Source organism: Streptomyces sp. CLV115, assembly GCF_038448545.1.
GTDB lineage: Bacteria > Actinomycetota > Actinomycetes > Streptomycetales > Streptomycetaceae > Streptomyces > Streptomyces sanglieri.
This window is the reverse complement of record NZ_JBCEWQ010000086.1, coordinates 21,436-36,153: the sequence shown is the minus strand read 5'-3', so window position 1 is coordinate 36,153 and position 14,718 is coordinate 21,436. Positions and strand designations below refer to the sequence as shown.

At 71.3% G+C, this 14,718-nt stretch carries 12 protein-coding genes; 6 read left to right on the top strand and 6 right to left on the bottom strand.

Annotated features, from left to right (window positions below; all coding sequences use genetic code 11):
- The first annotated feature begins 346 nt into the window (after positions 1-346).
- Positions 347-2,734 carry a M9 family metallopeptidase gene (locus AADR41_RS26285; RefSeq protein ID WP_342283877.1) on the top strand — a complete coding sequence of 796 codons (2,388 nt, stop codon included), beginning with the start codon at positions 347-349 and terminating at the stop codon, positions 2,732-2,734.
- Positions 2,735-2,833: 99 nt separating this feature from the next.
- Here AADR41_RS26285 and AADR41_RS26280 read toward each other — a convergent pair whose 3' ends face one another.
- Complete coding sequence (locus AADR41_RS26280; RefSeq protein ID WP_342283876.1) at positions 2,834-3,223, bottom strand: barstar family protein; 390 nt, start codon at positions 3,221-3,223, stop codon at positions 2,834-2,836.
- A gap of 95 nt (positions 3,224-3,318) precedes the next feature.
- Positions 3,319-3,717 (bottom strand): ribonuclease domain-containing protein, encoded by a 399-nt coding sequence (locus tag AADR41_RS26275; protein WP_342283875.1) that lies wholly within the window; start codon positions 3,715-3,717, stop codon positions 3,319-3,321.
- A gap of 394 nt (positions 3,718-4,111) precedes the next feature.
- On the opposite strand from AADR41_RS26275, the gene AADR41_RS26270 reads away from it, so the two are divergent.
- The gene (locus AADR41_RS26270; protein ID WP_342283879.1) at positions 4,112-4,474 is read left to right on the top strand and encodes an ATP-binding protein; all 363 of its coding nucleotides are present in this window, start codon (positions 4,112-4,114) and stop codon (positions 4,472-4,474) included.
- A gap of 79 nt (positions 4,475-4,553) precedes the next feature.
- Here the strand turns inward: AADR41_RS26270 and AADR41_RS26265 are convergent, their stop codons facing one another.
- Positions 4,554-5,630 carry a DUF2637 domain-containing protein gene (locus AADR41_RS26265; RefSeq protein WP_342283874.1) on the bottom strand — a complete coding sequence of 359 codons (1,077 nt, stop codon included), beginning with the start codon at positions 5,628-5,630 and terminating at the stop codon, positions 4,554-4,556.
- Positions 5,631-5,822: 192 nt separating this feature from the next.
- The gene (locus AADR41_RS26260; protein ID WP_342283873.1) at positions 5,823-6,671 is read right to left on the bottom strand and encodes a (2Fe-2S)-binding protein; all 849 of its coding nucleotides are present in this window, start codon (positions 6,669-6,671) and stop codon (positions 5,823-5,825) included.
- A 146-nt stretch (positions 6,672-6,817) separates the two neighbouring features.
- Here AADR41_RS26260 and AADR41_RS26255 point away from each other — a divergent pair, with 146 nt between their 5' ends.
- A complete protein-coding gene (locus AADR41_RS26255) occupies positions 6,818-7,615 on the top strand; it encodes a GntR family transcriptional regulator (protein WP_342283872.1) in 798 nt (265 codons plus the stop codon).
- Between the two features lie 16 nt (positions 7,616-7,631).
- Here the strand turns inward: AADR41_RS26255 and AADR41_RS26250 are convergent, their stop codons facing one another.
- Positions 7,632-8,417: a hypothetical protein gene (locus tag AADR41_RS26250; RefSeq protein ID WP_342283871.1), complete on the bottom strand. Its 786-nt coding sequence runs from the start codon at positions 8,415-8,417 to the stop codon at positions 7,632-7,634.
- A 162-nt stretch (positions 8,418-8,579) separates the two neighbouring features.
- Entirely contained in the window at positions 8,580-10,331 is a 1,752-nt protein-coding gene (locus tag AADR41_RS26245) for a PucR family transcriptional regulator (protein ID WP_342283869.1), read from the bottom strand.
- A 270-nt stretch (positions 10,332-10,601) separates the two neighbouring features.
- Between AADR41_RS26245 and AADR41_RS26240 the strand changes: the two genes are divergently transcribed.
- Genes AADR41_RS26240 through pucD form a run of 3 tightly spaced genes read left to right on the top strand, consistent with a single transcriptional unit; the run spans position 10,602 to position 14,475 of the window.
- On the top strand, positions 10,602-11,492 hold the full coding sequence (locus AADR41_RS26240; RefSeq protein WP_342283868.1) for an FAD binding domain-containing protein: 891 nt from the start codon (positions 10,602-10,604) through the stop codon (positions 11,490-11,492).
- Positions 11,493-11,494: 2 nt separating this feature from the next.
- Entirely contained in the window at positions 11,495-12,088 is a 594-nt protein-coding gene (locus tag AADR41_RS26235) for a (2Fe-2S)-binding protein (protein WP_342283867.1), read from the top strand.
- A 2-nt stretch (positions 12,089-12,090) separates the two neighbouring features.
- Positions 12,091-14,475 carry a xanthine dehydrogenase subunit D gene (gene pucD / locus AADR41_RS26230; protein ID WP_342283866.1) on the top strand — a complete coding sequence of 795 codons (2,385 nt, stop codon included), beginning with the start codon at positions 12,091-12,093 and terminating at the stop codon, positions 14,473-14,475.
- Positions 14,476-14,718 lie beyond the last annotated feature (243 nt).

The following is a 14,718-nucleotide window of genomic DNA, read 5'->3' as shown; positions in this document are numbered from 1 at the left end:
GGTCGGGGCCGGCCGGGGTCGGGGTCCGGGTCCGGGTCGGGGCCGGAATTCCGGTTCTCCCGGGACAGGGCGGTGCGGTGGTGGAGAAACCGGCGGTGGCGGCCGGTGCGTTCGGGGCCGCGTGTCATATCCCGTGCTGGGACGCGAAGTTGTCGCGCAGATGAATGTGAGCGAGAGGGGTTCCAAAGAACATGTGACATGTGCCATTGTACAGCGCGCAAGGGAGGCGGGGTCGTGCTCATGTCACGACATGAGTGCACTTCGGATTCGGTCCGGCGCCCGGCCCCTTGCATTCCCCCACAACCGCGCCCTGTCGCGCGGTCACCACTCCGCTGGGAGGCGGCACGTGAAGAACCTGAGGGTTCGACGGAGAATAACCGGACTGTCCACCGTGGCCCTGGCGGCATGCCTGGGCGTGGGCCTGCTCACGGCACCGAGCCAGGCCGTGGAGCAACGCCCCGCCGTATCAGCCACGTCCCCCGGCCACTCGGAGGCCGCCGGGAGTCGGGCGGAACGGCGGACCGAGGCCCCGGGCGGCCCCACCGCCGAGTCGCTGACGACACCGGCCGGCGATGCCGCTCACGTCGAACGCAAGTCGCTCAAGGCCGCCGACCGGCCGCCGTTGTCCGCGTCCAAGGACGCACTCAAGCGGGACTACGACGACCCGGCCGACGCGCTTCCGAGCCACCTGGCGCCTTCGATGAAGGCCGGGAAGCGGGCCCGCGCCAAGGCGTCCGGCAAGGCGGCGGCCGAGTGCAACGTCACCGACTTCACCAACAACACCGGGGGCGCCCTGGTCGAGAAGGTCAAGGCGGCGACCACCGACTGCGTCAACACACTGTTCCGCCTCCAGGGTCAGGACGGCTACAACGCCTTCCGCGAGGACCAGATGGTCACCGTCGCCGACGCCATGCGCGACACGTCGGCCTCCTACCCCGGCGACAGCAGCACCGGCATGCCCCAGCTGGTCCTCTTCCTCCGGGCCGGCTACTACGTCCAGTACTACGACCCCGACACCGTCGGGGACTACGGACCGCGCCTGCGCACGGCCATCCAGGGCGCGCTCGACGGCTTCTTCGGCTCCTCGCACGCCTTCGACGTCACCGATGCCAACGGCGAGAGCCTGTCCGAGGCGATCATCCTGGTCGACAGCGCCGTGGAGAACGCCCGTTACCTGAACATCGTCAAGCGGATGCTGGCCGACTACGACGAGTCGTACAACAGCTCCTGGTACATGGTCAACGCCGTGAACAGTGTGTACACGGTCATGTTCCGCGGTCACCAGGTGCCCGAGTTCGTCAGCGCCGTCGAGGCCGATCCCAGCGTGCTGAACTCCCTGCACGACTTCGCCGCGAACCACCTCGGTCTGCTGGGCACCCAGCAGTCGTTCCTGGCCTCCAACGCGGGGCTCGAACTCGGCCGCTTCCTCAAGGAGGACTCGCTGCGGGCCAAGGCGAGCCCGCTCGCGGCCGACCTGATGAGCAAGAGCTCCATCGACGGCCCCACCGCCCCGCTCTGGGTCGGCGTGGCCATGATGGTCGACGCCTACGACAAGGCCAACTGCTCCTACTACAACGCCTGCAACCTCGCGGAGCGTCTGGAGAAGGCCGTCCTTCCGGTGAAGCACACCTGCAGCGACAGCATCACCATCCGGGCGCAGGACATGTCCGCGGCGGAACTCGAAGCCAGCTGCACCAGCCTGCGCAACCAGGACGCCTACTTCCACGAGGTGGCCCGGGACAACGGTGCGGTCGCCGACGACAACAACAAGACCATCGAGGTCGTGGCCTTCGACTCCAGCACCGACTACCAGACCTACGCCGGAGTGATCTTCGGCATCGACACCAACAACGGCGGCATGTACCTGGAGGGCGACCCCAAGGCCGAGGGCAACCAGCCCCGGTTCATCGCCTACGAGGCCGAGTGGGCCCGCCCCGACTTCCAGATCTGGAACCTCAACCACGAGTACACGCACTACCTCGACGGCCGCTTCAACATGTACGGCGACTTCGGGGCCGGAATGACCACGCCGACCGTCTGGTGGGTCGAGGGCTTCGCGGAGTTCATCTCCTACTCGTACCGCAAGGTCGCCTACGACGACGCCATCGCCCAGGCCGCGAACCACACCTACACACTGCGCACCCTGTTCGACACCACCTACGACAACGCCGACCAGACCCGCGTGTACAACTGGGGCTACCTGGCCGTCCGTTACATGCTCGAATCCCACCGGTCGGACCTCGACACCCTGCTCGGTCTCTACCGCAAGGGTGACTGGGACGGCGCCCGCACCCTGCTCACGTCGACCATCGGGAGCCGTTACGACGCCGACTGGAACACCTGGCTGACCGCCTGCGCGGCCGGTGCCTGCGGCGGCGGGTCCACCAACCCGCCCGGCGGGATCACCGAGTGCAAGGACGCCGACACCAGGCTGCTGGGCCAGAACTGCATGCGCAGCGGGCTGAAGGCCGTCAAGGGCGACTACGCCTACCTGAGCATCCTCGTCCCGGACGGCGTCACCCGGTTGAAGATCACCGCCTCCGGCGGCACCGGCGACGCCGACCTCTACTACAGCTCGGAGAACTGGGCGACCACCGGCGTCAACAACGACAAGTCCGTCGGGGCCGGCAACGAGCACACCCTGACCGTCGACAACCCGGCGCCGGGCTACCACTTCATCAGCCTCTACGGCAATGAGAAGTTCGACGGAGCCAAGGTCACCACCGAGTTCTGATCGCCACGACCCCCATGGTGTCGGCCGGCCGAGTGATGACCCCGCTCGGCCGGCCGGTGCCGTCGCCCCGGCCCGCGTCCGCCGGTCACGGCGGGGGGCTCACGAGAGCAGCAGCGTGCCCGGGGTCGCGCTGTCGGTCAGGACCGCCACGATCAGATCGAAGAGGGTGGGGCCCCGGCCCGCCAGGGCCTCGTCCAGCCGCTGCTGGACCGCCGCCCGGTTCGTGGGGTGCACCCGGTTCAGGCTCTGCCGCAGATGTCGCGCCGTCTCCTCGTGGCCCAGGGCCCGCGCGGAGGCGGCGTGGTCCCGCCACTCGAAGGTGAAGTCGCCGTCGTCGGGCGTACCCATGCCGCCGCCGAGACAGTCCGCGAGCGCGTCGAGGTTGCGGCCGAAATATCCGCCCGGTCCGTTCACCGCCTCGCCGATCACTGTCCAGAACTGCTCCGGGCCGGTGACCCGGGAGCCTTCGATCACATAGGTCACGGTCATGGGTGGAGGGTACAAGTCCGGCTGCTTCTCCGGGTCCGTTGATCCGCGCCGCAGGTGGGGGGCTACGGCGCGGATCGGTCCGGAGGGGCCGGGCTTCAGCAGCCCTGGTCGATCAGGTCGAAGGTGGCGTAGTGGTCACTGGTGTAGTAGTCCTCCTGCGACCGCTCGCCGGTGACGATCCGACGTGCGCCACGGGTGGGGGAGTTGGGCGTGATGACCGTGTACTCGTGGTAGTAGCCGGTGCTCTGGCCGGGCAGGACGCCTTCCCGGTTCTGGAAGACGGTGCCGTCCTGGGAGTACGGGAACGGTCCGCCCGCGTCGATCAGATCGAGGGTGTCGTGGGCCTGGGAGGGCAGCGCCGAGTAGCAGATGCTGCCCACCGAATCGGTGGACGGGGCCGAGGCGGTGGCCGCGGTGACCGGGCCGCCGACGAGGAGAGCGGACAGGAGGGCGGCTGCGCCACCGAGCGTGGTGATCCGTGGGGGGATTCGCATAGCCACCATGATGACGCGCGTAGACATGGTCCCGTCAACGCCAACCGATGTGAATTTTTTGGAAGTTAACCCGGGGGTAGGAAATGTGACGTGCAGATGTCCGGAGGTCCGCGGGCCGGTTCCGCTCCTCTGTTCACTTATTGATGAGTCGACAAGCGTGGCGGCCCGTCTGTGGGGCATGCATCCCGGTGAACGTGTTTCCGCGAAGGAGTCCGACGAGCAGCAGACACCCGGGGAAGCCGGGACCACGAGCAGGGGGCGATGCACTGTGCGGGCGGGGGAGACGATGGAGCGTCAGGGAGATGCCGATTTCATGAAGGGCGAGGCCGCACACGAGCCGGGGGCACACGAGCGGGGGTCGCGGGACCGGCGACCGGTCCGGCTGCACCGCAGACTGGCCCGCACCGACCTGGCGTCCGTGAGCGAAGTCAGAGGCGCGTTGAGGGATTTACTGCGCCACCGGTGGAAGGAGGAGCCGGCTCGGGTGGCGGAGCTCCTGCTCAGCGAGCTGGTGACCAACGCACTGATCCACACCCCGCACGGCGCGGTCGTCACGGTGAGCATGGCGCCCACCAGGTTACGGGTGGAAGTGCGGGACTTCGTGTCCGGACTGCCCCTGTCGTACGTACCGGACGCCGACGACGGTACGCACGGCCGGGGGCTGCTCCTGGTACGGAGCCTCGCGGACGCCTGGGGCGTCGGCGCTCACGCTCTGGGCAAGGTCGTCTGGTTCGAACTGGACGGCGAAAGAGCCTGACCGGGCGGCAAGGGCCCTACCGGGGCAGCGAAAAGCCCTGACGGACCGGTAGGACCGGGCCGTCAGGGCCTTGCCGGCTTCAGCCGAACTGCTGCTCCAGATCCTTCAGTTTCTGCTCCAGCGAATCGAGCCGGGGCAGCGCCTGGGTGTCGTCCTCGGCGGTGAGGTCGACGGTGACCGGATCATCGGTGCGTCGGTCCGAGCTGCCGGTGCTCGGACCCGTCACGGCTTGCAGGGACGGCCGGGGGCGCAGAGGCAGTTGTCCCGGCTCGGATATGGCGGGCTCCACGACGGACTGCGCTGAGCCCGGTGTGGGGGCGAGGGCCTGGACGTCCACCTGGGTGCCGCCCCGGCCGACCCGGCGCCAGGCCCGGTTCTGCCGGTTCAGTGCCTTGATGTGGGCCCGGTCCAGCTTCTCCTGGTCCTTCCTGCGGAGGCGGTTCTGCTCCTTCTCCCGCCTGTCCTCACGTACTTCTTCGACCGCCTCGTCCAGGGTGCGTACGCCCTCCAGCAGCATCAGCGACCAGGCGCCGAAGGTCTCCCGGGGGGCACGCAGCCACCGTACGATCCGGATCTGCGGCAGCGGGCGAGGCACCAGGCCCTGTTCGCGCAGCGCGGCCCGGCGGGTCTGCTTCAGCGCCCGGTCGAAGAGCACGGCCGCCGAGAGCGACATCCCCGCGAAGAAGTGCGGGGCGCCCGCGTGGTCGATCCCGCGCGGTGCGTGCACCCAGTTGAACCAGGCGGCGGCACCGGCGAACGTCCATACGAGCAGGCGCGAGCCGAGCGCCGCGTCACCGTGGCTGGCCTCGCGCACCGCCAGTACGGAACAGAACATGGCCGCCCCGTCGAGGCCGAACGGGACGAGGTACTCCCAGCCCCCGGAGAGGCCGAGGTTCTGCTCGCCGAAGCCGACGAGCCCGTGGAAGGAGAGTGCGGCGGCGACCGCCGCGCAGCAGAACAGCAGGACGTACGAGGCGGTGGCGTACATGGCCTCCTTGCGTCTGCGGCGCTCCTCGCTGCGTTCCCAGCTGTCGTCGGCCGCGGACGTGTCAGCGGCACGCTTGCCGCGTGCGACCACCGCCACCGCCGCCAGGACTCCCACGAGCAGCACGGCGCCCGGAAGCAGCCAATTCAGCGATATGTCGGTCAGTCTCATGCGCGGTCCCTTGCATTGCGTAGGGCATTTCGGGCGCCATGATTGCCGAAACCCCCTCGTGCACACGGGGGTTTCGGGGCAAGAGAACGCCATTGGGTCGGCACGGCGTACGGATGACGGGGATCCGGTCGAATGACTGTACGCGGCCGATGAGTTGCGTTCGAATTGTACTACTCGCGCGAGCGGTGTTGATCAGTGAGCGGGTGTCAGTTTCCGAACGCGGTCGGCGTCGCAGGTACGAGGACACGTGACGCAGGTGTCCTCGGGGCGCAGCGTGTAGAAGAGGCAGCAGCTCGCCCGGTCGCGGGTGGGCAGCGACTCGCCGTTCGGCCCGGTCAGTTCACGGAAGCCCGCGTTGCCGACGTACGGCTTCGTGGTGCCCGGCAGCAGCGCCTCCAGCTCCGCCATCGCCCGCCGCTCCTCGCCGAGCAGATGGGCGACGTACCAGAGGCCTTCGACGATCTCGTCCGTCGCCATGCCCCACAGCGCGCGCCGGCCGCGCCGCATCCGCGGCCCGAAGCCGTCGAGCACCGGGCCGATGTGGTCGGCCACCGCCGCCAGCACCTCGGCCCGCAGCGCGGCCTCGTCGGGCACCACCCGGGCGCCCGGCAGCACCGCGGCCGGATCGTCCGGCAGGCAGGCGAATTCCCTCACCCGGAGGGTCAGATGGCCCAGTGCCCGCTGGAACGACACATCCGCGACGGGGACCCGGGGCACCCGCCGGTGCAGGAACCAGGGGACCGTCACCAGCAGACAGGCGGGCCAGGCGTAGCGGTGCAGTCCGAAGCTGGCGACCACGTCGGGGCGGGGCTGCTGGCCGTAGTCCCGGACCACCTGGGCGTGGTCCCAGTCGAGGAAGGCGTCGAGCGCCGGGCCGCCGGCCGCGAGCTCGGCCGCGCCCACCCAGCCGGCACCGCCGGGGGCGGTCTCGCCGTCCGTCAGCACCTGGGCACGCAGGCCGGGAAAGACCTCCGCGAGGCGCGCGTACGCGTCCGTCACGGCGGACGCCGTGGTGCCGGGGAGCAGGGCGGGGAGTGTCATGCAGGGACCACCGAATCGCGACCGTTTGCAGGTTAGCCTTACCTTACCCGAACGGATCGATGTTTGAACTGCGGCGTCCTGCGCCTATCGTGCACAAGGGGCATGGCGCACGCGAGCCGCGCCCACGGCAGGCCGAGGAGGTCCGAGTGGAGCAGGGCAGAGCGCGTGAGGCGTACGGGACCGCCGCCCCCGCGACCGCTCCGGCGGTCGTCCGGGTGCCCGAGCAGGCGCGCGGCGAGCACACCCACGGCGAGCCGCCCGCCCCGCGGCCCGCGGTCCAGCGGCACTCAGTGCGCGGCCAGGTCCTGGAGGCGCTGCGCGCCGCCCTGGTCGACGGCCGGCTGGTGCCGGGCCAGGTCTACTCCGCCCCGGCCCTCGGCGCCCGGTTCGGCGTCTCCGCCACCCCGGTCCGCGAGGCGATGCAGCAGCTGGCCGTCGAGGGCGCCGTCGAGGTGGTGCCGAACCGGGGGTTCCGGGTGGCCGAGCGCGGCCCGCGCGAGCTCGCCGAGCTGGCCGAGGTGCGGGCCCTGATCGAGGTCCCCGTGATGCTGCGGCTGGCCCGTACCGTCCCGCCCGGCACCTGGTGCTCCCTGCGCCCGCTGGCCGATGCCACGGTGGCCGCCGCGGCCGTCGGCGACCGGGCGAGCTACGCCGAGTCCGACCGGGCCTTCCACGGCGCGGTCCTCGCGCTCTGCGGCAACGAGCAGCTGGTGACGGTCGCCGACGAGCTGCACCGCCGTTCCCAGTGGCCGCTGGAGAACAACCCCGCCACCCGCCGCGCCGACCTCCTCGCCGACGCCGCCGAACACACCGCGCTGCTCGACGCGCTGATCGCCCAGGACCTGCCCGTCGTCCAGTCGCTCGTGCGCGAGCACTTCGCCGGCGCCGAGGTCCGACCGCCCGGTCCGGGTGCCGACCGTGGTCCGGGGCCGGCCGGCCGATGACCGGCCGGCCCCGGGCTCAGTTCGCCCCGACGGCCTCCGCGGGCGGCGGGTCCAGATGCGGGGCCAGCCACGTCGGTACGCCGCCGAGCAGCCGGAACAGCCGGCCCGCCTCGGCGCGCAGCCGGGTCGCCAGCTCCGGCTCCGGCTCGGAGTCGGCGAGGGCGATGAGGGCTGGGGCCGTACCGATCAGATAGCCCAGCTCCTCCCTGATCCGCAGGGACTCCGCGAAGCCGTGCCGGGCCTCCGCCAGTTCGCCCTCGCGCAGGGACAGCAGGGCGAGATGGCGCCAGGTGGAGGAGAGCAGCAGCGCGTCGCCCTGGGCGGTGGCCCCGGCGTGGGCCCTGCGGTACGCGGCGCGCGCCGCCTGCGGCGAATCGGCGATGTTCTGCGCGATCAGGCCCCGCCGGAAGTCCAGCAGCGGGCGGCCGGGTGCGGACGGGGCGAGCAGCGCCGCGGCCCGGCTCAGGGCGACGCTGGCCTCGTCGGCCCGGTCCCGTACCCCGAGGAGTGTCGACGCGTAGGCCAGATGGCCGCGTTCACAGGCGGCCGCGCCGCGTTCGGCGTCGTCGTGGGCCAGCGCCTCCGCGGTGCGCAGCGCGTCCTCCGCGTCGGTCCAGCCCTTCGCGGTGTACAGGCACCGTTCGGTCAGCAGGGCGGTCCGCTGGAGCGCGGCGGCCGGATCGGTGGCGGCGCCGGGTTCGAGCAGCGCGGCGGCGTCCGTCCAGCAGGCGCGCGACCGCAGCCGCCATACCGCTGTCTGGAGCGGCGGATCGTCATCTGCTGTCGTTCCGGAACCAGACATGGCGGTATGCGCCACATTGCCCTCCCCGAGCGCGCCATCGAGCTGTTGAGTCTGGCGGCATCTCAGCACGGATCCGCGTGCCGGGCCAAGGGTTCGTTCAATCTCAGGTGAAAGTTTTCACAAACGAACGGGGCGGCCAACAGCCGTGACAGGGCCGGGAAATCAGCTCATACGCAGGGCGAGGAAGAAATCGAGCTTGTCCTCCAGCCGCGAAAGATCGCGTCCCGTCAACTGCTCGATTCGTCCGACCCGGTAGCGCAGCGTGTTGACGTGCAGGTGGAGCCGGGCGGCGCAGCGGGTCCACGAGCCGTCGCAGTCCAGGAACGTCTCCAGCGTGGGGATCAGCTCCGCGCGGTGGCGCCGGTCGTAGTCGCGCAGCGGATCGAGCAGGCGTGCGGTGAACGCGCGGCGCACGTCGTCCGGCACGAACGGCAGCAGCAGCACGTGCGAGGCCAGTTCGTGGTGGCCGGCCGCGCAGACCCGGCCGGGGCGGGCCGCCGCCACCCGGCGGGCGTGCCGGGCCTCCTCCAGGGCGCCGCGCAGCCCCTCGGGCGAATGGACGGCCGCGCTGACACCCAGGGTCAGCCGCCCGTCGTCGGCCAGGCCCGCGGAGAGCGGTTCGCGGACGGCGGCCAGCAGCACATCGGCATGGAGCGCCGGATCCCGGTCCGGCCCCTCGGCACGCTCGCCGTCCCGGTCCGGTGCGGGCGCGCCGACGGCGGGCAGCGGTACGAGGGCGACGGCCTCCTCGCCCGTGTGGGCGACCGCGATCCGGTCCGCCGAGTCGGGGCCGGTGACCGCGGGGTCGACCAGGATCTCCTCCAGGAGCGCCTGGGCGACCGGGCCGCCCGCGATCTCGGAACCGGAGCTCCCGGAGCCCGCCTGGGTGCCGCCGCCGGCCCGGCCCTCCGCGTCGCTCCACTCGACCCGCGCCACCACCACCTGCCAGTGCGGCGCGCTCCCGAGCCCCGGCAGCAGCACCGGGGCCGCCACCCGCAGCCTGGCGGCGATCTCGGCCGGCGGGGCGCCCGTCTGGACCAGCTCCAGGACCTCCTGGGCGAGCCTGCGGCGTACCGTACGCGCCGCGTCGCGGCGGTCCCGCTCGACGGCGATCAGCTGGGTGACACCCTGGAGCAGGTCCAGCCGGGCCGGCGGCCAGTCGCTCGCGTCCGCCTCGACCGCCAGCAGCCAGTCCGAGAGCACCGACTCGCGGACGTCGCGGGAGGCCGGAAGGGCGCCGCGGCCGGTGTTCCGGATCGGGAAGAGCGAATACGCGGTGCCGTCGACCGTGGCCCGGTGCGGGGCGCGGCGGCCGGTGCGGGTGGCGGCCAGATGGTGGCCGGCGAGCGCCGCGCCGACCGGGCCGGGCAGTGACGTTTCACCGGCGCCCGCGATCTGCCGCCCGGTGGGGGAGAGCACCCAGGCGTGCAGGTCGAGGTCGGTTCCGAGCAGATCGAGCACCACCTCGGGGCCGCCACCCGCCGGCCCCGAGGTCATCAGCCTGCGGTGCCGGTCCACGACCGCGGCCAGATCACCCGCCCGCTCCCCGGACACCTGGCGCACCACATGCTCGGTGATCGTTGCGAACGCGACGGTCTCATGGACGGCGAAGAGCGGCAGCCGGTGCCGCGCACAGGCCTCCACCAGGTCGGCGGGGATGTCGCCGAGCTCCGCCTCGCCCGCCGCGAGCCCGGCCACACCGGCACCCGCCAGGATCCGTACGAACGGCTCCGAGTCCGCCGCGTCCCGGCGCCAGGCCAGCCCCGTGAGGACCAGCTCGCCGCCCGACAGATAGCGGCTGGGATCCCGCAGGTCGGTGGTCATCACGCCGCGGACCGAACGGTCCAGCTCGTCCTCGCCGCCGAGCAGCCGCAGGCCCAGCGCGTCGGTCTCCAGCAGTGCGCGCAGCCGCATCTCGTCGCCGCCGATCTCTTTCGTTGGTGCGGGTGAAAACTGGGTATTGCGGTGAGGTCACCGATCCCCGCCATTCGTTCGAATCTACAAGACGCGGAGATCGACCAGCCAACTCCTTCATGGTTTCGGTGACTGCACCGGGTGGAGCACGGCTTGTGTACTTGGCCCCACACCGCGTCAACAACAACATGAACGATCCGAAAGACCAGTCGAGGGCCGGCCGTCCCCAGCCCCCAGCGAACGACCCGATTGAGAAGAAGAGAGCCACTCATGGACTTCCTTCGCCCCGCCAGCTGGGAGGAGGCGCTCGCCGCCAAGGCCGAGCACCCGACGGCTGTGCCCATCGCGGGTGGCACCGATGTGATGGTCGAGATCAACTTTGACCACCGGCGGCCCGAGTACCTCCTGGACCTGAACCGCATCGGAGAGCTGTCCGAGTGGGAGGTGGGCCAGGAGAACGTACGGCTCGGCGCCTCCGTCCCGTACAGCCACATCATGGAGCACCTGCGCGCCGAGCTGCCCGGACTGGCGCTGGCCTCGCACACCGTCGCCTCGCCGCAGATCCGCAACCGCGGCGGCGTCGGGGGCAACCTGGGCACCGCCTCGCCCGCCGGGGACGCCCACCCGGCACTGCTCGCCGCGGGCGCCGAGGTCGAGGCCGAGTCCGTGCGCGGGACCAGGATGATCCCGATCGACGCCTTCTACACCGGCGTCAAGCGCAACGCCCTCGCACCGGACGAGCTGATCAGGGCCGTGCACATCAAGAAGGCCGACGGTCCGCAGCAGTTCTCCAAGGTCGGCACCCGCAACGCGATGGTCATCGCCGTCTGCGCCTTCGGCCTGGCCCTGCACCCCGTGACCCGCACGGTGCGCACCGGAATCGGATCGGCCGCCCCCACACCCGTACGGGCGAAGGAGGCCGAGGACTTCCTGAACGCCGCGCTGGAGGAGGGCGGGTTCTGGGACAGCCGCGCGATCATCACGCCGTCCGTCGCCAAGCAGTTCGCCGCGCTCGCCGCGGGCGCCTGCAACCCGATCGACGACGTGCGCGGCACCGCGAGCTATCGCCGGCACGCGGTCGGGATCATGGCCCGCCGCACCCTCGGCTGGACCTGGGAGTCGTACCGCGGCAACGGCCGCAGCACCGAAGGAGCTGCCTGATCATGCGCGTCAATTTCACGGTCAACGGCCGCAGGCACGAGGCGGACGACGTCTGGGAGGGCGAGTCCCTCCTCTACGTGCTCCGCGAGCGGATGGGCCTGCCCGGCTCGAAGAACGCCTGCGAGCAGGGCGAGTGCGGCTCCTGCACGGTCCGCCTCGACGGTGTCCCGGTCTGCTCCTGCCTGGTCGCGGCCGGCCAGGTGGAGGGCCGCGAGGTCGTCACGGTCGAGGGCCTCGCGGACTTCGCCGCCCACCGCTCCGAGCAGCACCCCGGCCGCGGCTGCGCCTCCGGCGCGTGCGGCACGGCGCTCGACAGGGCCCGGCGGTGGGAGGCCCGGCCGGCCGGCGAGGAGAACCGGGAGACCGGTGAGCTCTCCCCGATCCAGCAGGCGTTCATCGACGCCGGGGCCGTCCAGTGCGGCTTCTGCACCCCCGGCCTGCTGGTCGCCGCCGACGAGCTGCTGGAGCGCAACCCGGAACCGTCCGACGCGGACATCCGCGAGGCGCTCTCCGGCAACCTCTGCCGTTGCACCGGCTACGAGAAGATCCTCGACGCGGTCCGCCTCGCGGCCGCCCGCGCGGAAGAAACGGTCTGACGATGGGCGTAACCGGCAATCCCACCAGCATCAACCAGGGCACCCGCACCAAGGGCGGCATCGGCGAGTCCACGCTCCGCCCCGACGGCGTCCTCAAGGTCACCGGCGAGTTCGCGTACTCCTCCGACATGTGGCACGAGGACATGCTCTGGGGCCACACCCTGCGCTCCACGGTCGCGCACGCCGAGATCGTCTCCATCGACATCTCGGAGGCGCTCGCCACGTCCGGCGTCTACGCCGTACTCACCTACGACGACCTGCCGAGCACGGTGAAGAACTACGGCCTGGAGATCCAGGACACCCCGGTCCTCGCCCACGGCAAGGTCCGCCACCACGGCGAACCGGTGGCGCTCGTCGCCGCCGACCACCCGGAGACGGCCCGCCGTGCCGCCGCGAAGATCAGGATCGACTACCGCGAACTGCCCGTCGTCACCGACGAGGCCTCCGCGACCGCCCCCGACGCGATCCTTGTCCACGAGGGCCGCGACGACCACCACGCGGGGCACGTACCGCACCCCAACATCGTCCACCGCCAGCCCATCGTCCGCGGCGACGCGGACGCGGCGGCGGCCCGCGCCGATGTCGTCGTGAGCGGTGAGTACGTCTTCGGCATGCAGGACCAGGCCTTCCTCGGCCCCGAGTCCGGACTGGCCGTGCCCGCCGAGGACGGGGGCGTCGACCTGTACGTCGCCACGCAGTGGCTCCACTCCGACCTGCGCCAGATCGCACCCGTCCTGGGCCTGCCCGAAGACAAGGTCCGCATGACCCTCTCCGGCGTCGGCGGGGCCTTCGGCGGCCGCGAGGACCTGTCGATGCAGATCCACGCCTGCCTGCTCGCCCTGCGCACCGGCAAGCCGGTCAAGATCGTCTACAACCGGTTCGAGTCCTTCTTCGGCCACGTCCACCGGCACCCGGCGAAGCTCTGGTACGAGCACGGCGCCACCCGCGACGGCAAGCTGACACATATGAAATGTCGCATTGTGCTGGACGGCGGCGCCTACGCGTCCGCCTCCCCGGCCGTCGTCGGCAACGCCTCCTCGCTCTCCGTCGGCCCGTACGTCATCGACGACGTCGACATCGAGGCCATCGCGCTCTACACCAACAACCCGCCGTGCGGAGCCATGCGCGGCTTCGGCGCGGTACAGGCATGCTTCGCCTACGAGGCGCAGATGGACAAGCTCGCCGCCGAACTGGGCATGGACCCGGTCGAGTTCAGGCAGCTCAACGCCATGGAGCAGGGCACCCTGCTGCCGACCGGACAGGTCGTCGACTCGCCCGCCCCGGTCGCCGAGCTGCTGCGCCGGGTCAAGGCCAGGCCGCTGCCGCCCGAGCGGCAGTGGGAGGTGGCCGGAGAACCGGCCGACGTACGGGCGCTGCCCGGCGGACTCTCCAACACCACCCACGGCGAAGGCGTGGTGCGCGGCATCGGCTACGCGGTCGGCCTCAAGAACGTCGGCTTCTCCGAGGGCTTCGACGACTACTCCACCGCCCGGGTGCGCATGGAGGTCGTCGCCGGCGAACCGGTCGCCACCGTGCACACCGCCATGGCGGAGGTCGGGCAGGGCGGTGTCACCGTGCACGCCCAGATCGCCCGTACCGAACTCGGCGTCTCGCAGGTCACCATCAACCCGGCCGACACCCGGGTCGGTTCGGCCGGTTCCACCTCCGCGTCCCGCCAGACCTACGTCACCGGCGGCGCCGTGAAGCACTCCTGCGAGGCCGTCCGCGAGAAGGTCCTGGAGATGGGACGCCGCAAGTTCGGTACGTACCACCCCGCCTGGGCCACCGCCGAACTCCTCCTGGAGGGCGGCAAGGTCGTCACCGACGGCGGCGAGGTGCTGGCCGACCTGGTCGACGTGCTGGAGGACGAGGCGGTCGACATCGAGCTGGAATGGCGCCACCGGCCCACCGAGGCGTTCGACCTGCGCACCGGACAGGGCAACGGCCATGTCCAGTACTCCTTCGCCGCCCACCGCGCGGTCGTCGAGGTCGACACCGAACTCGGCCTGGTCAAGGTCATCGAACTGGCCTGCGCCCAGGACGTCGGCAAGGCGCTCAACCCGCTCTCCGTCGTCGGCCAGATCCAGGGCGGCACGATCCAGGGCATGGGCATCGCGGTGATGGAGGAGATCGTCGTCGATCCCACGACCGCGAAGGTCAGGAACCCGTCCTTCACGGACTACCTGCTCCCCACGATCCTCGACACGCCGACCATCCCCGTCGACGTGCTCGAACTCGCCGACGAGCACGCCCCGTACGGGCTGCGTGGCATCGGCGAGGCCCCCACCCTGTCGTCGACCCCGGCCGTCCTCGCGGCGATCCGGAACGCGACGGGCCTGGAGCTCAACCGGACGCCGGTCCGCCCCGAGCACCTCACCGGCGCCTGAGCCGCGGCTCCGACCGAACTCTCCGGGCGGTGCGTGCCTCCCAGGAACGTCACACTTCCGTCGCCCGCACCGCCCGGAGTTCCGCAATACCGCAGTACGCGCAAAACGGCAGTACCCGCGGTGCGGCAGTTCCGCGACACACGGCAGTACCCGCAGTGCGGCAGCAGCCGCAGGGCGGGTGACGCCGCACACGTAACACGTCACACCACATCGTGCGTGTCGCGTCGCACCACCGGTAACACG

Coding starts and splice junctions, on each gene's coding strand:
- AADR41_RS26280 (WP_342283876.1), bottom strand. CDS start 3,223: ATGACCGTGACCTATGTGATCGAAGGCTCCCGGGTCACCGGCCCGGAG.
- AADR41_RS26275 (WP_342283875.1), bottom strand. CDS start 3,717: ATGCGAATCCCCCCACGGATCACCACGCTCGGTGGCGCAGCCGCCCTC.
- AADR41_RS26265 (WP_342283874.1), bottom strand. CDS start 5,630: ATGAGACTGACCGACATATCGCTGAATTGGCTGCTTCCGGGCGCCGTG.
- AADR41_RS26260 (WP_342283873.1), bottom strand. CDS start 6,671: ATGACACTCCCCGCCCTGCTCCCCGGCACCACGGCGTCCGCCGTGACG.
- AADR41_RS26250 (WP_342283871.1), bottom strand. CDS start 8,417: ATGTCTGGTTCCGGAACGACAGCAGATGACGATCCGCCGCTCCAGACA.
- AADR41_RS26245 (WP_342283869.1), bottom strand. CDS start 10,331: ATGCGGCTGCGCGCACTGCTGGAGACCGACGCGCTGGGCCTGCGGCTG.
- AADR41_RS26240 (WP_342283868.1), top strand. CDS start 10,602: ATGGACTTCCTTCGCCCCGCCAGCTGGGAGGAGGCGCTCGCCGCCAAG.
- AADR41_RS26235 (WP_342283867.1), top strand. CDS start 11,495: ATGCGCGTCAATTTCACGGTCAACGGCCGCAGGCACGAGGCGGACGAC.
- pucD (WP_342283866.1), top strand. CDS start 12,091: ATGGGCGTAACCGGCAATCCCACCAGCATCAACCAGGGCACCCGCACC.